The sequence below is a fragment of the Actinokineospora fastidiosa genome (assembly GCF_014648415.1).
GTDB classification, from domain to species: domain Bacteria; phylum Actinomycetota; class Actinomycetes; order Mycobacteriales; family Pseudonocardiaceae; genus Actinokineospora; species Actinokineospora fastidiosa.
In genome coordinates, this window is record NZ_BMRB01000001.1 from 496,105 (window position 1) to 520,332 (window position 24,228).

The following is a 24,228-nucleotide window of genomic DNA, read 5'->3' on the forward strand; positions in this document are numbered from 1 at the left end:
GCCTGGGGGGAGCCACATGGAGAGCGAACCGAAACGCGGCGGCCTGGCCTCGATCGCGCGGCTGGGCCCCTACCTGCGCCCGGTCCGCGGCCGGGTCATCGGCTCGGCGGTCGCCGTGCTCTGCTCGATGATCTGCGGGCTGACGATTCCGCTGGTCATCCAGCGCATCCTGGACGGGCCGGTGGCCACCGGCGACACCGGCGGCCTGGTCTGGCTGGTGGCCGCGGTCGCCGCGCTCGGCGCCACCGAGGCCGCGCTGTTCTTCACCCGCCGCAGGCTCATCGCCGGGCCGAGCACCCGGGTCGAGGCGAACCTGCGCGCCGACCTGTACGCCCACCTGCACCGGCTGCCCATCGCCTTCCACGACCAGTGGCAGTCCGGGCAGCTGCTGTCGCGCGCGGTGTCGGACCTGTCGACGATCCGCCGGTTCATCGCGTTCGCGGGCATCTTCCTGGTGGTCAACACCCTGACCATGGTCATCGGCCTTGGCGTGCTGTTCTTCCTCGACCCGGTGCTGGGCGCGATCACGCTGGCCTGCGCGCTGCCGCTCATCGTCATCTGCACGCGCTTCGAGTCGAAGTACTCCGTGCTCTCCCGCCGCGCCCAGGACCAGGAGGGCGACCTGGCCACCACGGTCGAGGAGTCGGCGCTGGGCATCCGGGTGCTCAAGGCGTTCGGCCGGGGGCCGGAGCTGGCCCGCCGCTTCGCCGCGCAGGCCCGCGAGCTGCGCGGCACCGAGCTGGCCAAGGTCCGGGTGCTCGCGCTGCTGTGGGGCGCCATCATCATGCTGCCCGAGCTGGGCATCGCCGCCCAGCTGCTGGTCGGCTCGCTCGGCATCGCCAACGGGACCATGACGGTCGGCACGCTGGTCGCGGGCATCACCGTCGCGGTATTCCTGCGCTGGCCGGTGGACTCGATCGGCTGGCTGCTGGCCGAGACCAACCAGACGGCGACGGCGGCGGAGCGGTACTGGGAGGTCCGCGACGCCGAGGTCACCATCACCGACCCGGACTCCCCCAAGCACCTGCCCGCCGACGGCGCGGGCCTGCTGCGGTTCGAGGACGTGCGCTTCGCCTACCCCTCCGGCGCCGAGGTGCTGGCCGGGGTGGACCTGGAGGTGCGCCCGGGCGAGACGGTCGCGCTGGTCGGCCCCACCGGTTCCGGCAAGACGACGCTGACCGCGCTGGTCGCCCGCCTGGCCGACGTGACCGGGGGACGCGTCACCGTCGACGGGGTGGACGTGCGCGACCTGCCGCTGGCCGAGCTGCGCACCGCGGTGGCCACGGCGTTCGAGGAGGCGGTGCTGTTCTCCGCCAGCGTCGCCGAGAACGTCCGGCTGGGCGCGCCCGAGGCCTCCGACGACGACGTGCGCACCGCGCTGCGGATCGCGCAGGCGGAGAAGTTCGTCGACGGCCTGCCCTGGGGCCTGGACACCCGCATCGGCGAGCAGGGCCTGTCGCTGTCCGGCGGCCAGCGGCAGCGCCTGGCGCTGGCCCGCGCGGTAGTCGGCAGGCCGAAGGTGCTGGTGCTCGACGACCCGCTGTCCGCGCTGGACGTGCAGACCGAGGCCGAGGTCGAGCACGCGCTGCGCAGCGTGCTCTCGGGCGTGACGGCGCTGGTCGTCGCGCACCGGCCGAGCACGGTCCAACTGGCCGACCGGGTCGCGCTGCTGGAGGGCGGCCGCATCACCGCGGTCGGCACGCACACCGAACTGCTGGCGGCCAACCCGGCCTACCGGGCCCTGCTGTCCACTCTGGACAACGAACGGACGAGCGTATGAGCACGCCGGAAGAGGAGTGGCGCGGCGTCGCCGCCGAGGACACCGAGAACCTGACCCAGCGCGCGACGCTGCGGCTGCAGAAGCGCTCGCGCGCCCTGCTGGGCCGGCTGATCCGCCCGCACCTGGGCGCGACCGTGCTGGCGCTGGCGCTCGTCGTCGCCGAGAACCTCGCCTCGCTGGCCGGTCCGCTGCTCATCGCCGCGGCCATCGACAACGGCATCCCGTCGGCCATGGGCGGGGACGCCACGACGCTGGCCTGGTGCGTGGGCGGCTACCTGGCGGCGACGACGGGCTCGGCCGGGCTGCGCTACGCGTTCCTGCGGTTGTCCGGGCGCATCGGCCAGGACCTGCTGCTCGACCTGCGGCAGCGGATCTTCCGGCACGCGCAGCGGCTGTCCCTGTCGTTCCACGAGTCCTACACCTCCGGGAAGGTCATCTCCCGGCTGACCAGCGACGTCGACTCCCTGGACGACCTGCTGGAGAACGGCGTCGACGGGCTGCTGTCCGCGGCGCTGTCGGTCACCGGAATCGCGGTGCTGCTGCTGGTGCTGGACGCGCCGCTGGCGCTGTTCGTGCTGGCCGGGTTCATCCCGCTGCTGCTGGCCGCGCGCTGGTTCTTCCGCAATTCCAACGCCGCCTACCGCAACACCCGGGGCGCGATCGCCAAGATCATCGTGCAGTTCGTGGAGACGATGAACGGCATGCGCGCGGTGCAGGCGTTCCGCCGCGAGGCCCGCAACGAGTCGATCATGGCAGGGCTCAACGACAGCTTCCGCAGGGCCAACCACCGCGCGCTCGACGTCGTCGCGGTCTTCACCATGACCGTGCGGCTCGTCGGCAACATCAGCCTGGCCGTGGTGCTGCTGATCGGCGCGTGGCGGGTCGTCGGCGGCGGGCTGGAGCTGGGCGTGCTCACCGCGTTCCTGCTGTACCTGCGCCGCTTCTACGACCCGCTCGACGACATGGCGATGTTCGCCAACGCGTACTCGGCGGCCACGGCGGCGCTGGAGAAGATCTCCGGCGTGCTGGAGGAGGAGCCGGACGTGCGCGAGCCCGCCGCGCCGGTGGCCCTGCCGCCGTCGGCGCTCGGCCGCGCGATCACCTTCGACAGCGTCGAGTTCCGCTACACGCCGACCGGGCCGGTGGTGCTGCCGGAGTTCGACCTGGTCATCCCGTCCGGCCAGACGGTGGCGCTGGTCGGCCCGACCGGGGCGGGCAAGTCGACGCTGGCCAAGCTGGTCGCCCGGTTCTACGACCCGACGGCGGGCGCGGTCCGGCTCGACGGCGTGGCGCTCACCGACATCGCCGACGCCGACCTGCGCCAGGCGGTCGTCATGGTGACGCAGGAGAACTTCCTGTTCGCGGGCTCGGTCGCCGACAACATCGCCCTGGGCAAGCCGGACGCGACCCGCGCGGAGGTCGAGTCGGCGGCCGGGGCGGTGGGCGCGCACGAGTTCATCTCGCGCCTGCCCGACGGCTACGACACCGACGTCCGCAAGCGCGGCGGCAGGCTCTCGGCAGGCCAGCGGCAGATGGTGGCCTTCGCCCGCGCGTTCCTGGCCGACCCCACGGTCCTGGTGCTGGACGAGGCCACGTCCAGCCTGGACATCCCGACCGAACGGGCGGTGCAGGGCGCGCTGGAGTCGGTGCTGGCCGACCGGACGGCGCTGATCATCGCCCACCGGCTGTCGACGGTGCTGATCGCCGACCGGGTCCTGGTGATCGACGACGGCCGGGTGGTCGAGGACGGCTCCCCCGCCGACCTCATCGCCGGGTCCGGCCGCTTCGCCGCCCTGCACACCCGCTGGCGGGACTCGCTGGTCTAGCCGAAGACGATGAACGGCAGGGCCACCCAGCCCGCGCCGATGCCGCCAGCGACGCCGAGGGCGACCCAGCGCCAGATCGGCACGCCCTTGGTCAGCCACACCGACGGGAGCAGGCCCGCGGTCACCACGACGTTGGCGCCCACCGCGAGCAGCGGGGACGTCTCGTCGAGCGTGGCCGACAGCGTCCCGACGGCGAACACGACCAGGGTGAAGGCGAAGGCGGCGACCAGCAGGCCGGTGGCCCACGGCGTGGGCTCCGGCGGCGGCGGCTGCTTCTCCTGGGTCACCGGCGGGGCGAGCACCGCGACCTCGCCGGAGAGCGGGTCGACGTAGCTGACCTGGGTGTTCATCGCCTCGGCGACGCGGGCGGCGAGCTGGCGGCCGCGCCGGGAGACCACGGCGGCCGCCGACTCCGCCTCGGTGCGCCCGACCGCGCCCGCCACCCTGGCCCAGTCCCGCAGATCGGCGGTGAGGTCCGCGCCCAGCGGCAGGGTGTCCGGGTCGATCTCCCGGTCATCGCCGACGAGCACGGCCCGCTCATCCCTGGCGCGCAGTTCCACCCCGGGCTCCTTCGGTGAGTGCGTAGAACGCGACCGCGCCCGCGGTCGCCACGTTGAGCGAGTCGACGGCGCGCGACATCGGGATGCGCACGGCGGCGTCGGCGGCGGCGATGGCCGCCTCGGTCAGGCCGGGGCCCTCCGAGCCCAGCAGCAGCGCCACCCGCTCGCCGCCGACGGCGACTTCGGACAGCGGGACCGCGTCGGCGCGCGGGGTCAGGGCCAGGACGCGGAAACCGGCCGCCCGCAGCAGGTCCAGCCCCGCTGGCCAGTCGTGGAGCGGCGCGAACGGGACGGCGAGCACGTGTCCCATGGAGACGCGGACGCTGCGCCGGTACAGCGGGTCGCTGCAGCCCGGGCCCAGCAGGACGGCGTCGACGCCGAGGGCGGCGGCGTTGCGGAACAGCGCGCCCAGGTTCTCGTGGTCGCCCACGCCCTCCAGGACGGCGATGGTGCGCGCGGTGGCCAGCAGGTCGGGCAGCGGGACCGGCGCGGCCCGGTCGGCGGCGGCGAGGACGCCGCGGTTGAGGTGGAAGCCGACGGTCTCGGCCATCACCTCCGCGCTCGTGGCGTACGCCGGGATGTCGCGGTCGGCCAGGTCCGGAGCCAGCGCCTCGATGCGGCGCGGGACGCCGAGCAGGGCGCGCACGGGGTAGCGGGAGGCGAGCAGGCGCTGCACGACGACCACGCCCTCGGCGATCACCAGGCCGCGCCCGCCGGGCCGGTCCGGCCTGCGGTCGGCGGTCGTGAGGTCGCGGAAGTCGTCCAGCCTGGGGTCCGCTGGGTCCGCCACCTCGATCACCTGCGCCACCCGCGCAGTGTCGCACGGCGGGGCGGGCGCGCCCAGGCGTCCCCGCCGCTTGCGCTGCGTTACCTCGGCATAACGGACGGCACCAGTTTGGGCGCTAGAAAGGAAGTGAGGGCTATGCCAACGTTGGCCTCCCGCGCACGTTCCGGCTGACGAGCCGGACAGACGGGAGGGGCGTCATGGGCCAGAACGTAGCCACCGAGCCAGGCGGACTCGACCGGCAGCGCTATCGGGCGAAAATGCGCCGGTGTCTGGACGCGCTGGGGCGGATGCTGGCCGAGGGCGGCTTCAACGCCGCGCCGCCGCAGATGGGCATGGAGATCGAGCTCAACCTCGTCGACGACACGCTCGGGCCCGCGATGCTCAACACCACGGTCCTGGAGAAGATCGACGATCCCTGCTACACGCTCGAACTGGGCCAGCACAACCTGGAGTTCAACGTGCGGCCCCGGCCGCTGGGCGGCAGCCAGTCCATCGAGCTGGAGTCCGAGCTGACCGCGTCGCTGGCCGGGGCCTCGCTCAAGGCGCTGGACGCGGGCGCGCGGCTGGTGCTCATCGGCACGCTGCCGACACTGCGGCCGGAGCACCTTGAGGTGCGCTGGCTGACGCAGAAGACGCGCTACCGCAGGCTGAACGAGCAGATCTTCGCCGCCCGGGGCGAGGAACTGGTGCTGCACATGGAAGGCACGCCGCTGCCGGGGCGGCGGGCGGAGAAGCTGCGCCGGATGCAGGACTCGATCCTCGCCGAGGCCGCGTGCACGTCGTTGCAGCTGCACCTGCAGGTGCCGCCGGAGGAGTTCGCCGCCAACTGGAACGCCGCGCAGTGCCTCGCTGGCGTGCAGGTCGCCATCGGCGCCAATTCACCGTTCATGCTGCGCAAGGCGCTGTGGCATGAGACACGGATCCCGTTGTTCCTCCAAGCGACTGACACCCGTCCGGAGGAGTTGAAGAACCAGGGCGTGCGGCCGAGGGTGTGGTTCGGCGAGCGGTGGATCACCTCGATCTTCGACCTGTTCGAGGAGAACGTCCGGTATTTCCCCGGTTTACTGCCCGAAGTGGACGACGAGGACCCGCTGGACGCGCTGGACCGGGGCCGTCCGCCGAGGCTGAGCGAGCTGCGCCTGCACAACGGCACGATCTGGCGGTGGAACCGGCCGGTGTACGACGTCAGCGACGACCTGCCGCACCTGCGGGTGGAGAACCGCGTGCTGCCCGCGGGCCCGACGGTCGCCGACATGATGGCCAACGCCGCGTTCTTCTACGGAGCCCAGCGCGCGCTGGCCACACAGGACTATCCGTTGTGGACCCAGATGTCGTTCCAGGCCGCCGAGGAGAACCTGCACGCGGGCGCGCGGCACGCGTTCGGCAGCCAGCTGTACTGGCCCGGCGCTGGCTGGGTCCCGCCGGACGAGCTGGTGCTGCGCAAGCTGCTGCCGATGGCGCACGAGGGCCTGGCCGACTGCGGCGTCTCCGACAGCGCGCGCGAGCGCTACCTCGGGATCATCGAGGCCCGCTGCACGGCCCGGCGGACCGGGTCGTCGTGGCAGCGCGACACCGTCACCGTGCTGGAGGCGCGCGGGATGGACCGGGAGGCCGCCCTGGCCGGGATGCTCCGGCGGTACGTCGAGCTGAGCGAGGCGGGCGAGCCCGTGCACACCTGGCCCGTGCTCGGCTAGTGTTGCGAGTGGGTTGCAATTACGACTGATTGGCATCTGGAGATGGCTCCCTACGTCCTGCCCGACCTCGACTACGACTACGGCGCGCTGGCGCCGGTGATCATCGGGGACATCAACGAGCTGCACCACGGCAAGCACCACGCCGCGTACGTCAAGGGCACCAACGACACGCTGGAGAAGATCGCCGAGGCCCGCGACCGGGGCGACTTCGGCGCGATCGTCGGCCTGGAGACCACGCTGGCGTTCAACCTCGCGGGCCACACCCTGCACGCGCAGTGGTGGAAGAACCTCAGCCCGGACGGCGGCGACAAGCCGACCGGCGAGCTCGCCGCCGCCATCGACGAGCACTTCGGCTCGTTCGACGGCCTGCGCGCGCAGCTGAACGCCGTGTCCGCGACCATCCAGGGCTCGGGCTGGGGCGTGCTGGCCTGGGACCCGGTGGGCGAGCGGCTGGTGACCCAGCAGCTCAAGGACCACCACTCCAACCTGTCGATCGCCACCACGCCGCTGCTGGTGTTCGACACCTGGGAGCACGCGTACTACCTGCAGTACCGCAACGTGAAGACCGACTACATCGAGAAGCTCTGGAACATCGTGGACTGGGCCGACGTCACCGCGCGCTTCGAGGCCGCCCGCGCGGGCGTCAACGGCCTGCGCCCACCCGCCCCCGCGGCCTAGAGGACCCGGCGGATGCTCCGACAGGCCCCGCCGTGAAATGAATGGCCCCCGCTTCCGGACGCTGGGAAGCGGGGGCCATTCGGTTCCCGAACTGACTGCCGCTCCCACCACGAAGCGGACAAGACTTAGGTTAGCCTTACTTCAGTTCTCCTGACAACCCCCGTGCGGCAGTGACCTGGCCCACTGAAGAGGTGTTGGAAAGCGGGTCAGCGCACCCGGGCGCGGCGCTCGCGGCGCAGCACGCGCAGCCGGGACCAGTTGGCCGGGGACACCCGGACGCCGCCGCGGCGCAGCAGGAGCAGGCCGCAGGCGATCGCGGCGAGCGCGGCCACCGCGCCGCCGACGATGAACGGGGAGCGGCCGCCGAACTGGTCGGCCAGCCAGCCGGTCATCGGGGCGCCGAGCGGGTTGCCGCCGACGAAGACCAGCATGTAGAGGCCCATGACCCGGCCGCGCATCTCCGGGGCCGCGGCCAGCTGCACGGTCGAGTTCGCCGCGGTCATGAACGTCATCAGCGCCAGGCCGACCGGGATCAGGCCGATGGCGAACATGCCGTAGGTCGGCAGCAGGCCGAGCACGACCTGCAGGACGCCGAACAGCAGGGCCGAGCCGAGCAGCAGGCGGGTCCTCGGCCTGCCGCGCGAGCTGCGGCGCGCGGCCAGCAGGGCGCCTGCGAGGGTGCCGACGGCCAGGGTCGTCGAGAGCAGGCCGTAACCGCTGGCGTCCTGGTGGAAAACGTTCGCCGCGGCGATCGCCAGCGAGACGAAGAAGGTCATGCCGAAGGTGCTGACGAAGAACACCAGCACCATCACGGTCAGGATGTCGGCGCGTCCGCGCACGTAGCGCAGGCCCTCCATCAGCTGACCGCGCCGGGCGGCCACCCGGGGCGACGGGTGCAGGTCGCCGACGCGCATCAGCAGCAGGCCCGCGACCACGGCGCCGGTCAACACCGCGTTGGCCAGGAACAGCCAGCCGGTGCCGATGAGCGTGATCAGCACGCCCGCGATGGCCGGGCCGACGATCCGGGCGAGGTTGAAGTTCGTGGAGTTGAGCGCGACCGCGTTGGTCAGCTGCCCCCGGCCGACGATCTCCACCACGAACGACTGCCGCACGGGCACCTCGACCGCGCTGAACGCGCCCAGCACGAAGCAGAGAACGTAGACGTGCCAGACCTGCACGACACCGGTGACGTCCAGCACGCCCAGCACCACCGCGCTCAGCGCCATGCCCGTCTGCAGCCCGATGAGGAGCTTGCGCTTGTCCATCCGGTCGGCGAGCACGCCCGCCCACAGCGACAGCATCAGCGTGGGCAGGAACTGCAGCGCCGCGGCGATGCCGAGGGCGACCGGGTTGTTGTCGGTGAGGACGAGCACGAGCCAGTCCTGCGCGATGCGCTGCATCCACGTGCCGGTGTTCGACAGCAGCGCGCCGCCCGCGAAGAGGCGGTAGTTGCGCACGCGCAGGGACGAGAACATCCCGTCCCGGGTAGACGGACGCGACGGGCTGGGCGGAGACGGTGCGGGGGTAGGGATGGGGGTGAGCCTGTCCTGTGTGCCCGCTGGTGTCCGCACTAGTCCGCTTTACCTGCCATCCTGTCGATGATCTCGGCGGCGCGGGCGAGGATCGCCCGTTCCTCGTCGTCGAGTTCGTTCAGCCGTTCGTCCAGCCACGCCTCGCGCGCGGTGATCTCGCCCTTGATGTAGACCAGTCCGGTCTCGGTGAGGGCGACGATCGCCTGCCTGCCGTCGCTGGGGTGCGGACGGCGCGAGACGTAGCCCATGTCCTCCAGCGCGGCGATCACCCTGGTCATCGACGGGGGCTGCACGCCCTCCTTGGCCGCCAGCTCGCCCGGCGTCAGCGGTCCGCACTTGTGCAGGCAGGACAGCGCCGAGATCTGGGTGAGGGTGACCGTGGCCGTGGTGCGCTGCGCCCGGAGTCGGCGGTTGAGCCGCACGACGGCGAGCCGCAGCCTGCTGGTCAGGGTCGACTGCTCCGGGGACACGATCGTTAGCATACCTCACTAACAGCCTTCCCGCCACGGTCGGGTGGGTCACAGGGCCTGGATCGGCCCCATGGCGAAGTAGACGATGAACGCCGCCGACACGATCCACATCAACGGGTGCACGCCACGCGCACGCCCGGTCACCACGTGCAGCACCACGTAGCTGACGAAGCCCGCGCCGATGCCGTTGGCGATCGAGTACGTGAACGGCATCACGACGATGGTGAGGAACGCGGGCAGCGCCACGGTGAAGTCGCTGAAGTCGATGTCGCGGATCTGGGCCATCATCAGCGCGCCGACGATCACCAGCGCGGGCGCGGCCGCCTCGATCGGCACGACCTGGTAGAGCGGGGTCAGGAACATCGCGGCGATGAACAGCAGGCCGGTGACGACGTTGGCCAGGCCGGTGCGCGCGCCCTCGGCGATGCCCGCCGCGGATTCGATGTAGACGGTGTTGGAGCTGGTGGACGCCGCGCCGCCAGCGACAGCGCCGAGGCTGTCGACGAACAGCGCCTTGCCGGTGTTGGGCAGCTTGCCGTCCTTGTCGACCAGGCCCGCCTCCTTGCCGAGGCCGGTCATCGTGCCGATGGTGTCGAAGAAGTCCGTCAGCACGAGCGTGAACACCAGCAGCGCCGCGGTCAGCGCGGGGACCCGCCACCACGCGCCGAAGGAGACCTCGCCGAGCAGGGCGAGGTCGGGGATGCCGAAGACCTGCTCGGGCAGCGCCGGGTAGCCCAGGTTCCAGCCCTTGGGGTTGACGCCAGCCGACGGCCCGGCCTTGACGATCGCCTCCAGCACGATGGCCAGCACGGTGCCGACCGCCACCCCGATGAGGATCGCGCCCTTGACCCGCTTGGCGATCAGGATCGAGGTCACCACCAGCCCGACGACGAAGACCAGCGTCGGCCAGGAGGCGATCGATCCGTTGATCCCCAGCCCGACGGGCACGGTGGTGTTGGCCGCGTCCGGGAGCCTGCGCACGAACCCGGCGTCCACCAGCCCGATGAGCGCGATGAACAGTCCGATCCCGACCGCGATCGCGGACTTGAGCGCGGCCGGGACGGCATTGAAGACCGCCGTGCGCACGCCGGTGACGACCAGCAGCAGCACGACGACGCCGTTGACGACCACCAGGCCCATCGCCTCCGGCCAGGTCATCTGCGGGGCGATCGTGACGGCGACGAGGGTGTTGATGCCCAGGCCGGTGGCCAGCGCGAAGGGGAAGTTGGCGATCAGGCCGAACAGGATCGTGATCACGCCCGCGACCAGCGCTGTCGCCGCGGCCACCTGGTCGACGGGCAGGATGTTGCCGAAGAGGTCGCGGTGCGCCGCGGTGTCGTCGGCGGCGAAGCTGCCGATGATCAGCGGGTTGAGCACCACGATGTAGGCCATCGTGACGAACGTGACGACGCCGCCGCGCACCTCGCGCCCCACCGTCGACCCGCGCTCGGTGATCTTGAAGAACCGGTCGACGCCGGACCGCCGCTCGTCCGTCCCGCTGGCCATGTGCCGTAGCCTCCCGCTGTGCCTGAACCGCGACCGGACCGATCGCTGCGCCCGCCGCCCCCGCTGCCGCCTCGGCTGCTGGAGCTGGGACCCATCGTGTACGTCGGCACCGGCATCTGGCTGGTGGCCGCCCTGGTCATGACCGTCTTCCCGCTGGGTCTCGACCCGGTGTGGCGGTGGACGGCGCTGGCCGGTGCGGCCCTGGGCATCGTAGGCGCGGCCATCATGGCCTGGCAGCGCCACGCCGCCAAGTCGGGCCGCAGGGGCGCGCAGAAGCTGGATTAGGCCCTCGCGGGATCTTGAAGGTCCTCTCAGGGCCGCCGGAATAGCCTGCGGTCATGGGGGAAGGCGGGGCGCGGGCGTGGCTGCCCGCCGCGACGGGCGCGTGGGCGGCCTGCCACGCGGTCATGCAGATCACGTGGGCCACGACCGGGGCGGCCGTGCCGTGGTCGCCGCATGTCGCGTACCACCCGGCGGTCCACCTGGCGCTGGCGGCGGTGGCCGTCGCGGCCGGGGCCGCCGCCGTGGCCACCACCCGCGTGCGCAGCAAGGCCGTGCTGGCGGCGGCGGCGGCCGCTGCGGCGGTCTTCGCGACCGGGATGCTCAGCCTGCCCGCGCACGTCGTGACGCTGCTGTCCTTCTCCGGCGTCGAGAGCGGCGCCGGACTAACCCAGGTGCTGTCGAGCACCGTGGGCGTGTGCCTGCTCGTCGGCGTCGCGACGCGGTACCGGCGGCGGCTGCGCGGCCGGTGTCCCCGATGCGGCGCAACGCATCCGGCCGAGCACACCGGCCCCTTGGTCTACCCGCCGCCGTCCGTCGCCCCGGCGCGGACGCGGCTGCTGGTCGGCGTCCTGGTGTGCGGCGTCGTGCCGTGGGCGGCCGTCAAGACGGTCTGGACGCTGGGCGGGGACGCCCTCGGGGTCACCGCCGAGGCGTGGCGGGCGGGCAGCGCCGGGGAGTCCGGCGTGCTGGCCGCGCTCGGCTCGGTCGGCGTGGACGTGACGGTGCTGGCCGCGGCGGCCGCGCTCGTCCTGGTGGCCGGGCTGACGTTCCGGTGGGGGCAGGTGTTCCCCCGGTGGGCGTTCCCGGTGGCCGGGCGGCGCGTCCCCCGCCTGCTGCCCCTGCTGCCCGCGTGGCTGACCGCGGTCGGCCTGTCGGTGTACGGGCCGCTGCTCGTGGCCTACGCCGCGCTCAGCGCCCTAGGTGTGCTGCCCGCCATCGCGCCCGCCGAGCCGTTCCCGACCTCGGCCGACACGACCTGGATGGTCGCCTTCGGCGGGCTGGCGTTCGGCGGCCTCGGGTCCGGGCTGCTCGTGGCCGCCGGGTCGTACGGCAAGCGCACCCGCCCGACCTGCTCGGTCAGCTCAGGTAGAGCGCCGGGTCCTCGATCAGCGCGGTGAACGTGTGCCGCTCCGGCCAGCGCCGGGTCGTCCAGGCCAGGGTCCTGGCCAGCGCCTCCGGGGTGTCCTCGCAGTGCGCGACGCCGTCGTCGGTGATCCACCAGGGGACCTGGTGCTCGCCGGTGTCGGTCCGGACGACGAGCTTGTCGTGGACGATCGGCCCGCCCGGCGGGACCTCCTCGCCCAACAGGTCGCAGGCCGCGGCGACCGCGCCCAGCTCCGCCCACGGGACGTACTCCCCGTCGGAGACCGGCTCGGCCTCGACCTCGTCGGTGGCCAGCGGGATGTCCAGCAGGTCGGCGAGGGGCTCGGCGAGGGCGAAGTCCGGGCCAGCCGAGACCACGGCGGAGTCCGGGAGGACGGCCAGCAGCCACGGGCCGTCGACCACGACGCAGTCGTCGGAGGGCGTGCCCGCCAGCGTGCGGAACTCGTCCGGCGGGGACAGGTCCTCCAGCACGATCACCTCGTCGCGCAGGGCTTCGGCGAGCGCGGTGTGGGCGCGCAGGACGATGCCCGGCGGGATCTCGCGGTCGCGGTCGGCCAGGCGGTGGGCGAGGTCCTCGGCGTCCGCGCCGTTGTGGACGGCCAGCTCGGTGCGCACGCCGATCGCGGTCAGCACCCTGGCGTCCACGTCGACATCGGGCAGCGGGTCGTAGATGCCGGTCAGCTCCACGGCGTCCGGCATGCGCCAGGACGTGGGCGGCGCGCCCGCGAGCACGGCGTGCCTGCCGATCCACCACGCCGGATAGCCGTCCGGGTCGACCAAGGCGCGCCAGGTCTCCGGGTTCGCCGCCAGCAGGCGCAGGGCCATCGGCCAGGCGTCGGGGGCGACCAGGTCGAGGTCGCGGATGCCGACGAGCCGGTTCGGCGGCTCCGGCAGCGCGTCCCACCAGTCGGCCTCGTCGGCGAGGTCGTGGTCCGGCCCGGTCGGCGACTCGTCGACGACCACGGCGAACGCGTCGAGGACGCCCGCGGCGGTGAGCACCGACTCCGGCCACTGCTCGGCCACTGCGGAGGACAGCACGCCGATGGGCGAGTCGGGGTCGAGGACGTCGAGCAGGGGCGAGCCGGGCAGGGCCAGCTCGTCGGCCCGCCGCCAGTCCCCCACCGAGTCGGGCAGGGCCAGCGCGCCCAGCCACGGCATCGCGACCGCGCCGGACTCCTGGACCAGGCGCAGGACGATCGGCGCGAGGGCGGCGATGTCCACCCCGGACTCGTGGTCGTCCATGCTGCGCTCGACGGCGTCGCGCAGGTTCTCCAGCAGGTCCGCGGCCGTGCCGTGCTGGGCGCCGAGGCGGTCGAGGACCGGGTGCGCGGCCACCGGGTGGATCACCCGGAGGGCGCCGACGTCGGTGTGCGTGAGCAGGTCGAGCAGCTCGGGGTCGCCGTCGTAGCGCAGGGCGCCGCGCGGGCCGGGCAGCGTGCGGCCGTCGGCCAGCGGGACGGGCAGCCCGCCCAACTCCTCGCGCGCTGTGGAGTCGGTCTCCACGATCGGCGCGAGCGCGGTGTAGAGCCGGTGCCACCACTCCGGCGGGCGGGTCGTGCCGGTGATGGCGGCCACGACCTCGGCCATGCGCAGCCGCGTCACCTCCAGCGCGTTCAGCGCCCCGGTGTGCGCGGCGTCGGACAGCGCGCCGTCGGCCAGGTCGGGCAGGACCTCGGACAGCAGGTCGGCCAGGCCGGGCGCGGCCGTGTCGAGCACCCGGGCGCGGGCCGGGGTCAGCCAGCCGGAGCCCGCGGCGGGCAGCCACTCGGCGCGGCGCAGCGCGGCCAGCACCAGCGCGCGCAGCCGATCGTCCAGTTCGGACAGCGGGAAGCCGGTCCTGGGCACCAGCGCCGTCCGCCGCTTGCCCGGGAGCTTCGCGACCAGGCCGGGGTAGGCCGCCGCGGCCGCGGCCAGCACCTCGTCGGCGGCCGGACCGGGGCGCGCGCGCCTGCGGCTCGGCTCGATGGGCACGGTGGCGACCAGGCGGACCGGCAGCGACAGCCGCTCGTCGGTCGGCGTCGGGGCGTGCAGCACGTCCTCGGTCAGCGGGTGCGGCGCGCCGTCGGGGTCCAGCCGCAGCGCCCACGTGACCGTCCACTGTGACCGCTCGCGGGACTCGACGCCCAGCGTGGCCAGCACCTCGGCCGACAGCGAGCCGGACACCCGGTGCACGAGCCAGGACAGCGCCTCGCCGGGCCCGTGGATGCTCAGCCGGTCGCCGTCCTCGGTCCGCGACCACACCGTGCCCGCGATCTCGATGCGGGACAGGGCGGGCAGCGCCAGCAGCAGGTCGGCCGCCTCGTCGGCGAACGCGGCCAGCAGCGCGGGGCCGTCGACGTCGGCGCGCAGCGGCAGCCGGACCTCGGTGGCGAACCCGGTCGGCGGCGCTGCCTCGTCGGTCGGCCACACCATGCGCAGCACCGGCACGCGGCCGGCGCGCTCGGCGGCCCGGGCGGCCAGCTCCGGGTGGTCGGCGATGGCCTCGGTGGTCCGCGTCGCGGAGAAGGCGACCCCGCCGGAGGTCGACACCACGCGCGGGGCGTCGGTGACGGCGAGGACGGCGGCGAACCCGATGCCGAACTGCCCCACCCCGCGCTGCTTGGCCGACGCGCGCAGCGACGACAGGGCAGCGACGCCCTCGGCGTCCAGCGGCCTGCCGGTGTTGGCCGCGCGCAGCTCGCCGTCGACGACGTCGACCCGCAGCGTGCCGCCCGCCCCGGCCGCGTCCGCGGCGTTCTGGGCCAGCTCGACCAGCAGCCGGTCGCGGTAGCCGCCGAGGTAGAGGTCCTCCTCGGCGTTGGCGTCCTCGCGGAACCGGGTGGGCGACGACGTCCACGCGCCCAGCACCGACGCGCGTAAGGCGGCGGTGTCGAAGGGGTCCGCGCTCACTCGTCCGACTCGACGTCGACGGTCGGCTCGGACTCGTCCTCGTCGGCCTCGGCGGCGGGCAGCGGCGCGTCGGCCACCTCGGAGACGGCCTCGTCCTCCTCCGGGGAGTCCGCGGGCTCCGGCTCGGAGACGTCCAGCTGGGCGTCGTCGTAGATCAGGTCGGCGACCAGGACCGGGGAGACCTGCTCGACCTCGGCCTCCGAATGCGCCCCGCAGCCGTACTCGGCGTGCACCACGCGGGCGTCGGCGGGCGCGATCTCGTTGCCGCACACGCCGAAGGCCGCGCCGAGCGAGCCCGCGACAGGCAGGTAGAACCCGCACGTGCCGCAGTGCGCGGGGGCGCTGCGGGCCATGTCCGACGCGGGCCCGAACTCCCCGGACATCCACCGGTCGGCGGCGTCGAGCCTGCCCTCGCGGGACATCACCCGCTTGCGGCCCAGGCCGACCTCGCGGGCCAGGTCCTCCACGGCCGGGTCGTCGGAGGCGGCGTAGCCGGGCACGAGCCGGAAGTCGTCGGGCGCGGTCGGCAGCAGGTCGCCGACGCCGAGGTCGCCCGCGCGGACCCGCTCCTGCCACGGCACCCACGGGGGCGCGACCAGCGCCTCCGGGCCGGGCAGCAGCACGACCTCGCTGACGGTCACCTCGCACTCCGGCGCGCGGGCCACGGTCACCGCCCAGCGCCAGCCCGCGTAGCCGGGCTTGTCGGCCTCGAAGAGGTGGGTGGCGGCGTGCGCGTCCTCCGGGGCGACGGCGACGTGCGCGCCCACCTCGTCGCCCGCCTCCGCCTCCGCTGCGGCGCGTGCGAGGTCGACCGCCGCGAGCAGCGCGGGGTCGGTCACGTCCTGGGGTGCGGGCGTCGGCGTCATCACCGTCCGATTGTGCCGCACGCCTGCGCGCGCCCGCTCAGCCGTGTCACGCTAGGCCGGTGCGTGCGCTGTCCCTGCTCGTGAGCACCCCGCTGATCGCCGCCGTCCTCCCTGTCGCCGCGTGCACGGCGGAGCAGCCGTCCACCGAGGTCGTGGAGCTGCGCGTCGACGTGGTGGCCGAGATCCCGCACGACCCGACCGCGTTCACCCAGGGCCTGGAGCTGGTCGACGGCGTGCTCTACGAGGGCACCGGCCTGGTGGGCCGCTCCGAGCTGCGCGCCACCGACCCGGCCACCGGCCAGGTGCGGGCCCGCACCGCCCTGCCCGGCGACCTCTTCGGCGAGGGCATCACCGTCGTCGGCGACCGGATCTGGCAGCTCACCTGGCAGCACGGCGTGGCCATCGAGCGCGACCGGGAGAGCCTGGCCGAGCTGCGCCGCGTCACCTACCCGGGTGAGGGCTGGGGCCTGTGCCACGACGGCGAGCGGCTGGTGATGAGCGACGGCAGCGCCACCCTCACCTTCCGCGACCCGGAGACGTTCGAGCCCGTCGGCACGGTCGACGTCCACCACGACGGCGAGCCCGTGCTGCGGCTCAACGAGCTGGAGTGCGTCGACGGGTCGGTCTACGCCAACGTCTGGCAGACCGACCGGATCGTGCGCATCGACCCCGGCACGGGCGCGGTGACCGCCGTGGTCGACATGTCCGGTCTGCTGTCCCCCGACGAGCGCGCGGCGACGGACGTGCTCAACGGCATCGCGCACGTGCCCGGGACCGACGAGTTCCTGGTCACCGGCAAGCTGTGGCCCTCGATGTTCCGGGTCCGGTTCGCCCCGGGACCGGGCTGAGCCCGAGCACGTCCGGTTTCGGTGTCAAGACCCCTGATACGGCAGGATGGGACGGGTGATGCGCTCCGGCTCCCCTGATCAGCCCCCGCGGCGGCCCAAGCGGGGCCGCAAGGGCTGGACGGACGCGCCGCAGCCCGCCTGGCGCCCCGCCGACCCGCCCCCGCGCAACCGTCCCACCCGGCCGTACGAGCGCCAGGACGAGCCGGAGTTCGAGACCTTCGGCGACCGCTACCCGAACGACTACCCGCCGCGGCGGCCCCGCCCCCCGTGGCGGGACGACCGCTACGCCGACCGCTACGACGCCCCCCGGGGCTGGGCAGGCCCGCCGCGCTCGCGCGAGCAGCACCACCACGAGGGCCCGTACCGCGACGACCCCTACCGAGACGACCCGTATCGCGAGGACCCATACCGCGATGGCCCGTACCGCGACGACGAGCGGCCCCGGTATGACGAGCGCCACCGCGACGAGCCGCCGCGCCACCCCGACGACCCGGCCGAGCGGCCGACCGATGAGGTGCCCGGCGCGCCGCGCTTCCCGAAGAAGCTCACCGTCACCCGGGTCGCCGCGCTGCGCAGCAGGCAGTTGACCACGCAGGCGGTCAGCGCGTTCCGCAGGGCGGCGGGCGCCGACGGCGCGGAGAAGTCCGGCCTGACCGCGCTCACCTACGCCACGATGCTCAACTACGCCAGCGACGCGGCGATGGCCGTCGCGCTGGCCAACACGCTGTTCTTCTCCGCGGCCAGCGGCGAGAGCAGGGGCAAGGTCGCGCTCTACCTGCTGATCACGGTGGCGCCGTTCGCCCTGATCGCCCCGGTCATCGGCCCGGCGCTGGACCGCATCCAGCGCGGCCGCAGGCTGGCGATGTCCGCGGTCTCGGCAGGCCAGGCGCTGATGTGCCTGATCATGGCGCTGAACTTCGACACCTGGCTGCTCTATCCGGCCGCGCTGGGCAAGATGGTGCTGTCCAAGTCGTTCACGGTGCTCAAGGCCGCGGTCACGCCACGCGTGCTCCCGCAGGAGATCACCCTCGCCAAGACCAACGCCCGGCTGACGGTGTTCGGGCTGTTCGCTGGCGCGGTGTTCGGCGGGATCGGGGCGGCCTTCGCGGCCCCGTTCGGCTCGGCGGGCGCGCTGTGGTTCACCGTCGTCATCAGCGCGGTGGGGGCGGTGCAGGCGCTGCGCATCCCGGCGTGGGTGGAGGTCACCGAGGGCGAGGTGCCCGCCTCGATCAAGGCGCACCCCGGCAAGGGGCGCCGACAACCCATGGGCCGCCACATCGTGGTCTCGCTGTGGGGCAACGGCACGATCCGGGTGCTGACCGGCTTCCTGATGATGTTCGCCGCGTTCGCCGTGCGCGCGGAGTACGAGGCCGAGCCGTTCCAGCAGGTGCTGCTGCTCGGCGTCATCGCGGCCGCGGCGGGCATCGGCAGCTTCGTGGGCAACGCCATCGGCGCGCGCGTGCACGTGGGCAAGCCCGAACAGGTGGTCATCGGCTGCGCGTTCGCGGCCCTGACGTCCACGGTGGTGGCGACGTTCGCGGCCGGGATCACCACGGCGGCGATTGTCGGCCTCGTCGGCGCGATCGCCAGCGCGCTGGCGAAGAACAGCCTGGACGCGGTCATCCAGGACGACCTCCCCGAGGAGTCGCGCGCCTCCGGGTTCGGCCGCTCGGAGACGGTGCTGCAGCTCAGCTGGGTCTTCGGCGGCGCGGTCGGCGTGCTGCTGCCGCCGACCTGGTGGCTGGGCTTCCTGGTCGTGTCGGTGCTGCTGGCCGTGGGCATCGCCCAGACGCTGCTGTCGCGGCGCGGCCAGTCGCTGATCCCCGGCCTCGGCGGCGACCGGCCGATCCGGCCGGACCAGACCAGCGAGCACCCGATCCCGCGCTCGGCGGGCTGGCGGCCCGCGACCCTGCACGAGGGTCCGCCGAATCCGGCCCCGTAGGGTCGGCTCCGTGCGTAAGACCATCGCGATCCTGGCCGCCGCGTTCGCACTGGCGGGCTGCGGCGCCGTCCCGCCGCCCGAGGTGACCTTCTACGCCGACGGCGACGCCGTCCGCGCCCACCCGCAGATCCTGTGCGACCTGGCGACGCTCACCTGCGAGCAGGACGAGGACGCCGTGGTCACCCTGGCCGTGCGCCCCGGCTACCCGGTGCAGATCTCGGTGCCCGCCGCGCTGGCCCGCGAGCCGTGGGGCGTGGTGTTCTCCTACCTCACGCCCGACGGCGAGCGGGTGGACGGCAGCAGCCGCATCTTCGTCCCCGGCCAGTTCCGGCAGTACGCGTACACGCTGGAACTGCCCAACGAGGACGACCGCCTGCTGTTCGCCGCCGTGCAGCGGCTGGCCATCGTGCAGGGCGACACGCCCGTCCCGACCGGGTACTGGATCCTGCGCGCCGAGGCGTAGGCGCGCAGGGGGTTACGGGTCGAGCTCCCGCGCGACGGCGCGGACCACTTCCGCGACCCGCTTGGTGACCTTGCGGTCGGGATAGCGGCCGCGCTGCAGGTCGGGCTGCACCGTCGACTCCAGCATCTTGATCATGTCCTCGACCAGGCCGTGCAGCTCCTCGGCAGGCCTGCGCCGCGCCTCGACCACCGACGGCGGGGCGTCGATCAGCCGCACGGACAGCGCCTGCGGGCCCCGGCGGCCGTCGGCCACCCCGAACTCGATGCGCTGGCCCGCCTTGAGCCCGGAGACGCCCGCGGGCAGGGCGGACGCGCGGACGTAGACGTCCTCCCCGCCGTCCTGGGTGACGAACCCGAAACCCTTCGCCGTGTCGTACCACTTGACCCTGCCGGTCGGCACCGCACTCACCATTCCCTCGTCGTCTTCAACCGCCGTTGCGCACCCGCCCCGCAAGACGAACGCGTCCTGGGACACCACCGCAGGACGCGCGTCCGTCCAGCCTAAACCGGCGGGGCGCGGCTCGGCTTGTCCCCCTCCGGGTGTCATCGCCGGAAGGGGTCCGCGCACGGCGAACTATCCTCCCGGGTATGAGCGTTCCCCGGACCATGATCGCCGCCGTGGCGCTGTTCACCGTCGGTCTGCTGGCGGTGATCGCTATTTTCGTGCTCGGCGCGCTCGACCGGCAAGCCAGTTGGCTGTGGGCGGTCTCGATGGCGCTGCCGATCGGCCTCGGCGTGGCCGTGGCGCACATCGTCAGAGCGAACGCAGCCAGGCGGGGAACTCGGTCAGGTCGCTGAGCACGACGTCCGCGCCCGCCGCGCGCAGCGAGTCCGCGTCGCAGGGCCCGGTGGGGACGCCGACGGCGATCGCGCCCGCCGCCTTGGCGCCCAGCACGTCGCCCTCGTGGTCGCCGACGAACACCCGCGCCCCGTGCTCGCGCAGGACGCCGCCCTTCGCCTCGGCCCACCGCCCGCCCGCGACGACGTCCACCGGCCAGTCGAACGTCTTGACGTGCAGGATCGCGTTCGGCTCGAACTTGCCGGTGACCACCAGGTTCACCCCGCCGAGCGCCTTGACCGCCGCGAGCGCGTCCGCCGCGCCGGGCATGGGGACCGTGGCGGGCACCACGACGTCCGGATAGAGCGCGCGGAAGCGCGAGACCAGGCCGGGGATGCGCTCCTCGGGCGCCTCGAAGCCGCGGAACACCACGTCCAGCGGCGGGCCCAGGGCGGCGGCGAAGCGCTCGCCGTCGAGGGCCAGCCCGCTCTCCGCGGCGAGCGCGTTCATGGCCGCCACCATGCCCGGCCGGGGATCGATGAGCGTCATGTCCAAGTCGAAGCCGACCGCCAAGTCCTCGCGCACCCGACCGACGCTACCCGCGGGCTACTCCAGGCCCAGGATCTCCACCGCCGCCGCCCGCATCTCGACCTTGCGGATCTTGCCGGTCACCGTCATCGGGAACTCGTCCACGACGTGGACGTAGCGGGGGATCTTGTAGTGGGCGAGCTTGCCAGCGCAGAACTCGCGGACCGACTCGGCGGTCAGCGGGGTCGTGCCCGGGCGCATGCGGATCCAGGCCATCAGCTCCTCGCCGAACCGCTGGTCGGGGACCCCGATGACCTGGGCGTCGAGCACGTCCGGGTGGGTGTAGAGGAACTCCTCGATCTCGCGCGGGTAGATGTTCTCCCCGCCGCGGATGACCATGTCCTTGATGCGGCCGGTGATCTGGACGTACCCGTCGGCGTCCATCACCGCGATGTCGCCGGTGTGCATCCAGCGCGCGGAGTCGATGGCCTCCGCGGTCTTGTCCGGCTGGTCCCAGTAGCCGAGCATCACCGAGTAGCCGCGGGTGCAGAACTCGCCCGGCTCCCCGCGCGGCACGGTCCGGCCGGTGGCCGGGTCCACGATCTTGATCTCCAGGTGCGGGTGGACCCGCCCGACCGTGCCCACCCTGCGGTCGATGGTGTCGTCGGCGCGGGTCTGGGTGGACACCGGGGACGTCTCGGTCATGCCGTAGCAGATGGTCACCTCGGTCATGCCCATCCTGTCGATCACCTGCTTCATGATCTCCGCGGGGCACGGCGACCCGGCCATGATCCCGGTCCGCAGCGACGACAGGTCCAGCTCGCCCAGCTCGGCGAGCATCGCGATGAACATCGTGGGGACGCCGTAGAGCGACGTGCACCGCTCCTCCGCGCAGGCGCGCAGGCTGGCGACCGGGTCGAAGGCGGGCGCGGGGATCACCATGCACGCGCCGTGGCTGGTGGCGGCCAGGTTGCCCATGACCATCCCGAAGCAGTGGTAGAAGGGCACCGGGATGCAGATCCGGTCGGTCTCGGTGTACCCGCAGAGCTCCCCGACGAAGAAGCCGTTGTTGAGGATGTTGTGGTGCGACAGGGTCGCGCCCTTGGGGAACCCGGTGGTGCCGGAGGTGTACTGGATGTTGATCGGGTCGTCCGACGACAGCTCGATGGCGTCCAGGGCCGCGGCGTCGCCGTCCACGCGCAGGTCGTCGAAGTCCACGCCGATGAGCACGACGTCGCGCAGCGCCGGGCACTGCGGGCGGACCTCATCGATCATCCCCCGGTAGTCCGACGTCTTGAACGACTCGGCGGCGACGAGCATGCGCACGCCCGCCTGGTTGAGCACGTACTTCAGCTCGGAGACGCGGTAGGCCGGGTTGATGTTGACCAGGATCGCGCCGACGCGCGCGGTCGCGTACTGCACCAGCGTCCACTCGGCACAGTTCGGCGCCCAGACGCCGACCCGGTCGCCCTTGCCGACGCCGCGGGCGAGCAGGCCGTGCGCGACGCGGTCGACGTCGGCGGCGAACTCCGCGTAGGTCCAGCGGCGGCCGGTGGCGAACTCGACGAGGGCGTCGCGGTCGGGGAAGCGGGCAGCGGTCGCGATCAGGTTGGCCGGGATGGTGTCGCCGAGCAGCGGGACGTCCGAGGTCCCGGAGGCGTAGCTGGTCATCGACGGTCCCTTCGACGGTGTGCGCCGTCTCACGCAAGCACATGTCCGCTTCCGGGACAATGGGGCCATGCGAACGCTGCTGAACGTGATCTGGCTTGTCCTGTCCGGGCTCTGGATGGCGATCGGCTACGTCCTCGCCGGGATCATCTGCTGTGTGCTGATCATCACCATCCCGTTCGGCCTGGCCTCCTTCCGGATCGCCAACTACGCGCTCTGGCCGTTCGGGCGGACCATCGAGACCCGGCGGGAGGCGGGCGTCGCGTCAGTGATCGGCGACGTCGTGTGGATCGTCGTCGCCGGGTGGTGGCTGGCGATCGGGCACATCGTCTCCGGCATCGCGCTCTGCGTCACCGTCATCGGCATCCCGCTGGGGATCGCCAACTTCAAGATGGTCCCGGTCTCCCTGGTCCCCCTCGGCAGCCGGATCGTCAGCACCTAACCGGACCACCAGGCACGGCCCGCCGACGAACAGGCCCGCGTCGATGCCCAGGGCCTTGCCGCCCGCGTACTCGTAGGGGCCGTCGATGTCGGCGGGCAGCACGCCGAGCTGGTCGGCGATGACGCTGTGGCCGTGCACCACCTGGCGCCCGCCCAGGACGCCCAGCAGCTCGTCGGCGATCTCCTCGCCGTCGGGGCCGCGGAAGGCGTAGCGGGTGGTCATCCGCCGCCACACCTCCCACCACTCGACGATGTCGTCCGAGCGCAGGATGGCCCGGACGGTGGCGTTGATCTCCTCGATCTCCTCGCCCCAGGCCAGGTACTCCAGGGTGTCGGAGTGCATGAGCAGGTGGTCGCCGACCAGGGCCAGCACCGGGCGCTCGACGAGCCAGGCGACGTGCGCGTCGGTCAGGCCGTCCTGGTCGGAGCGCAGGCCGCCGTTCATCTCCCAGCTGCGGGCGAAGCTGCGCGGGCCGAAGTCCGACGGCACCTCGGTCTCGCCGAAGCGGCGCATGCCGAGCAGGAGGATCTCGTGGTTGCCGAGCAGGGTCTCCACCCGCCCGCCCTGCTCGCGCGCCTGCTCGGACAGGCTCATGACCAGGTCGATGACGCCGATGCCGTCCGGGCCGCGGTCGACGAAGTCGCCGAGGAACCACAGGTGGGCCGTGCCGCCCGCCCAGGCGTCGCGCTCGTCGAGGAGGCCGCGCCCGCGCAGCGCGGCGGCCAGCTCGGCGCGGTGGCCGTGCACGTCGCCCACCACGTACGTCTCCACGGCACTGACCATAGGCGAGCCCTCCGTCACGCGCCCTCGCCGAACGGGTCGTGCGAGCGGCCCACCAGGTCGGCGACCGAGTCGATCACCCGGGTGGGCCGGTACGGGTAGAGCTCGGCGGTGTCGCGGGTCGAGATGCCGGTGAGCACCAGGATGGTCTTCAGGCCCGCCTCCAGGCCGCTGCGCACGTCGGTGTCCATCCGGTCGCCGATCATCAGCGTGGTCTCCGAGTGCGCGCCGAGGGAGTTCAGCGCCGAGCGCATCATCAGCGGGTTGGGCTTGCCGACGTAGTACGGCGAGCGGCCGGTGGCCCGCTCGATCAGCGCGGCGACCGAGCCGGTCGCGGGCAGCGAGCCCTCCCGGCTCGGCCCGGTGGCGTCGGGGTTGGTGGCGATGAACCGCGCGCCCTCCTCGACCAGCCGGATGGCCCGGGTGATCGCGGTGAAGCTGTAGGTGCGGGTCTCACCGAGGACGACGTAGTCGGGGTCGCGGTCGGTGAGGACGTAGCCGATCTCGTGCAGCGCGGTGGTCAGGCCCGCCTCGCCGATGACGAACGCGGAGCCGCCGGGGCGCTGGGTGTCGAGGAACCGGGCGGTGGCCAGCGCCGAGGTCCAGATCGACTGCTCCGGCACGTCGAGGCCGCTGCGCAGCAGGCGGGCGCGCAGGTCGCGCGGGGTGTAGATCGAGTTGTTGGTGAGCACGCGGAACGGCGTCCCGTTCGCGGTGAGCTCGGCGACCAGCTTGTCCGCTCCCGGGACCAGGTGCTCCTCGTGCACGAGCACGCCGTCCATGTCCATCAGGTACGCCCACATGCT

22 protein-coding genes and 1 pseudogene are annotated in these 24,228 nt (G+C 73.1%); 11 read left to right on the plus strand and 12 right to left on the minus strand.

Annotated features, from left to right (window positions below):
• Nucleotides 1-16 precede the first annotated feature (16 nt).
• Nucleotides 17-1,780 (plus strand): ABC transporter ATP-binding protein, encoded by a 1,764-nt coding sequence (locus IEY98_RS02250; RefSeq protein ID WP_189208599.1) that lies wholly within the window; start codon nucleotides 17-19, stop codon nucleotides 1,778-1,780.
• Nucleotides 1,777-3,606: an ABC transporter ATP-binding protein gene (locus IEY98_RS02255; RefSeq protein WP_189208600.1), complete on the plus strand. Its 1,830-nt coding sequence runs from the start codon at nucleotides 1,777-1,779 to the stop codon at nucleotides 3,604-3,606. Before IEY98_RS02250 ends, IEY98_RS02255 begins: the two co-directional genes overlap by 4 nt.
• Here the strand turns inward: IEY98_RS02255 and IEY98_RS02260 are convergent.
• Both IEY98_RS02260 and IEY98_RS02265 read right to left on the minus strand, forming a co-directional pair.
• Nucleotides 3,603-4,166, minus strand: coding sequence for a DUF2537 domain-containing protein (locus tag IEY98_RS02260; protein ID WP_189208601.1), 564 nt, complete (start codon nucleotides 4,164-4,166; stop codon nucleotides 3,603-3,605). The genes IEY98_RS02255 and IEY98_RS02260 overlap by 4 nt on opposite strands.
• Entirely contained in the window at nucleotides 4,144-4,974 is an 831-nt protein-coding gene (locus tag IEY98_RS02265) for a TrmH family RNA methyltransferase (protein WP_189208602.1), read from the minus strand. The genes IEY98_RS02260 and IEY98_RS02265 overlap by 23 nt, the downstream gene beginning before the upstream one ends.
• Nucleotides 4,975-5,150: 176 nt before the next feature.
• Here IEY98_RS02265 and IEY98_RS02270 point away from each other — a divergent pair, with 176 nt between their 5' ends.
• Both IEY98_RS02270 and IEY98_RS02275 read left to right on the plus strand, forming a co-directional pair.
• Complete coding sequence (locus tag IEY98_RS02270; RefSeq protein ID WP_189208603.1) at nucleotides 5,151-6,647, plus strand: glutamate-cysteine ligase family protein; 1,497 nt, start codon at nucleotides 5,151-5,153, stop codon at nucleotides 6,645-6,647.
• A 42-nt stretch (nucleotides 6,648-6,689) separates the two neighbouring features.
• The gene (locus IEY98_RS02275) at nucleotides 6,690-7,325 is read left to right on the plus strand and encodes a superoxide dismutase (RefSeq protein WP_189208604.1); all 636 of its coding nucleotides are present in this window, start codon (nucleotides 6,690-6,692) and stop codon (nucleotides 7,323-7,325) included.
• Nucleotides 7,326-7,531: 206 nt separating this feature from the next.
• On the opposite strand, the gene IEY98_RS02280 is transcribed toward IEY98_RS02275, so the two are convergent.
• From IEY98_RS02280 to IEY98_RS02290, 3 genes are all read right to left on the minus strand, one after another.
• Nucleotides 7,532-8,800, minus strand: coding sequence for an MFS transporter (locus tag IEY98_RS02280; RefSeq protein ID WP_189208605.1), 1,269 nt, complete (start codon nucleotides 8,798-8,800; stop codon nucleotides 7,532-7,534).
• A gap of 95 nt (nucleotides 8,801-8,895) precedes the next feature.
• On the minus strand, nucleotides 8,896-9,327 hold the full coding sequence (locus IEY98_RS02285) for a MarR family winged helix-turn-helix transcriptional regulator (RefSeq protein ID WP_229786486.1): 432 nt from the start codon (nucleotides 9,325-9,327) through the stop codon (nucleotides 8,896-8,898).
• Between the two features lie 48 nt (nucleotides 9,328-9,375).
• Nucleotides 9,376-10,833 (minus strand): NCS2 family permease, encoded by a 1,458-nt coding sequence (locus IEY98_RS02290; RefSeq protein WP_189208607.1) that lies wholly within the window; start codon nucleotides 10,831-10,833, stop codon nucleotides 9,376-9,378.
• Nucleotides 10,834-10,851: 18 nt separating this feature from the next.
• On the opposite strand from IEY98_RS02290, the gene IEY98_RS02295 reads away from it, so the two are divergent.
• Nucleotides 10,852-11,118, plus strand: coding sequence for a DUF2530 domain-containing protein (locus tag IEY98_RS02295; protein WP_229786487.1), 267 nt, complete (start codon nucleotides 10,852-10,854; stop codon nucleotides 11,116-11,118).
• Between the two features lie 53 nt (nucleotides 11,119-11,171).
• Nucleotides 11,172-12,233 carry a hypothetical protein gene (locus IEY98_RS02300; protein ID WP_189208608.1) on the plus strand — a complete coding sequence of 354 codons (1,062 nt, stop codon included), beginning with the start codon at nucleotides 11,172-11,174 and terminating at the stop codon, nucleotides 12,231-12,233.
• Here IEY98_RS02300 and IEY98_RS02305 read toward each other — a convergent pair.
• Together IEY98_RS02305 and IEY98_RS02310 are read right to left on the minus strand one after the other, a co-directional pair.
• Complete coding sequence (locus IEY98_RS02305; RefSeq protein ID WP_189208609.1) at nucleotides 12,193-15,108, minus strand: sacsin N-terminal ATP-binding-like domain-containing protein; 2,916 nt, start codon at nucleotides 15,106-15,108, stop codon at nucleotides 12,193-12,195. The two genes, IEY98_RS02300 and IEY98_RS02305, sit on opposite strands and share 41 nt — an antisense overlap.
• Nucleotides 15,105-15,974 (minus strand): DUF3027 domain-containing protein, encoded by an 870-nt coding sequence (locus IEY98_RS02310; RefSeq protein WP_189209991.1) that lies wholly within the window; start codon nucleotides 15,972-15,974, stop codon nucleotides 15,105-15,107. The genes IEY98_RS02305 and IEY98_RS02310 overlap by 4 nt, the downstream gene beginning before the upstream one ends.
• 59 nt (nucleotides 15,975-16,033) lie before the next feature.
• Between IEY98_RS02310 and IEY98_RS02315 the strand changes: the two genes are divergently transcribed.
• Genes IEY98_RS02315 through IEY98_RS02325 form a run of 3 tightly spaced genes read left to right on the plus strand, consistent with a single transcriptional unit; the run spans nucleotide 16,034 to nucleotide 19,227 of the window.
• Nucleotides 16,034-16,822, plus strand: a complete 789-nt coding sequence (locus IEY98_RS02315) for a glutaminyl-peptide cyclotransferase (protein WP_373292301.1) — start codon at nucleotides 16,034-16,036, stop codon at nucleotides 16,820-16,822.
• A 46-nt stretch (nucleotides 16,823-16,868) separates the two neighbouring features.
• Nucleotides 16,869-18,764: an MFS transporter gene (locus IEY98_RS02320; protein ID WP_229786488.1), complete on the plus strand. Its 1,896-nt coding sequence runs from the start codon at nucleotides 16,869-16,871 to the stop codon at nucleotides 18,762-18,764.
• 10 nt (nucleotides 18,765-18,774) lie between these two features.
• The gene (locus IEY98_RS02325) at nucleotides 18,775-19,227 is read left to right on the plus strand and encodes a DUF2771 family protein (RefSeq protein WP_189208610.1); all 453 of its coding nucleotides are present in this window, start codon (nucleotides 18,775-18,777) and stop codon (nucleotides 19,225-19,227) included.
• Nucleotides 19,228-19,239: 12 nt separating this feature from the next.
• Here the strand turns inward: IEY98_RS02325 and IEY98_RS02330 are convergent, their stop codons facing one another.
• A complete protein-coding gene (locus IEY98_RS02330; RefSeq protein WP_189208611.1) occupies nucleotides 19,240-19,626 on the minus strand; it encodes a cold-shock protein in 387 nt (128 codons plus the stop codon).
• Nucleotides 19,627-19,814: 188 nt separating this feature from the next.
• Here IEY98_RS02330 and IEY98_RS02335 point away from each other — a divergent pair, with 188 nt between their 5' ends.
• A complete protein-coding gene (locus IEY98_RS02335) occupies nucleotides 19,815-20,024 on the plus strand; it encodes a hypothetical protein (protein ID WP_189208612.1) in 210 nt (69 codons plus the stop codon).
• On the opposite strand, the gene IEY98_RS02340 is transcribed toward IEY98_RS02335, so the two are convergent.
• Complete coding sequence (locus IEY98_RS02340) at nucleotides 19,981-20,553, minus strand: HAD family hydrolase (protein ID WP_189209994.1); 573 nt, start codon at nucleotides 20,551-20,553, stop codon at nucleotides 19,981-19,983. The genes IEY98_RS02335 and IEY98_RS02340 overlap by 44 nt on opposite strands.
• A 57-nt stretch (nucleotides 20,554-20,610) precedes the next feature.
• A complete protein-coding gene (locus tag IEY98_RS02345) occupies nucleotides 20,611-22,203 on the minus strand; it encodes an AMP-binding protein (protein ID WP_189208613.1) in 1,593 nt (530 codons plus the stop codon).
• A gap of 67 nt (nucleotides 22,204-22,270) precedes the next feature.
• On the opposite strand from IEY98_RS02345, the gene IEY98_RS02350 reads away from it, so the two are divergent.
• Entirely contained in the window at nucleotides 22,271-22,642 is a 372-nt protein-coding gene (locus tag IEY98_RS02350; protein ID WP_189208614.1) for a YccF domain-containing protein, read from the plus strand.
• Here IEY98_RS02350 and IEY98_RS02355 read toward each other — a convergent pair.
• A pseudogene (locus IEY98_RS02355) lies at nucleotides 22,640-23,425 on the minus strand (metallophosphoesterase family protein); the annotation flags it as partial. The gene IEY98_RS02350 and the pseudogene IEY98_RS02355 overlap by 3 nt on opposite strands.
• Before the next feature lie 14 nt (nucleotides 23,426-23,439).
• A complete protein-coding gene (locus tag IEY98_RS02360) occupies nucleotides 23,440-24,225 on the minus strand; it encodes an HAD-IIA family hydrolase (RefSeq protein WP_189208615.1) in 786 nt (261 codons plus the stop codon).
• Between the last annotated feature and the right edge of the window lie 3 nt (nucleotides 24,226-24,228).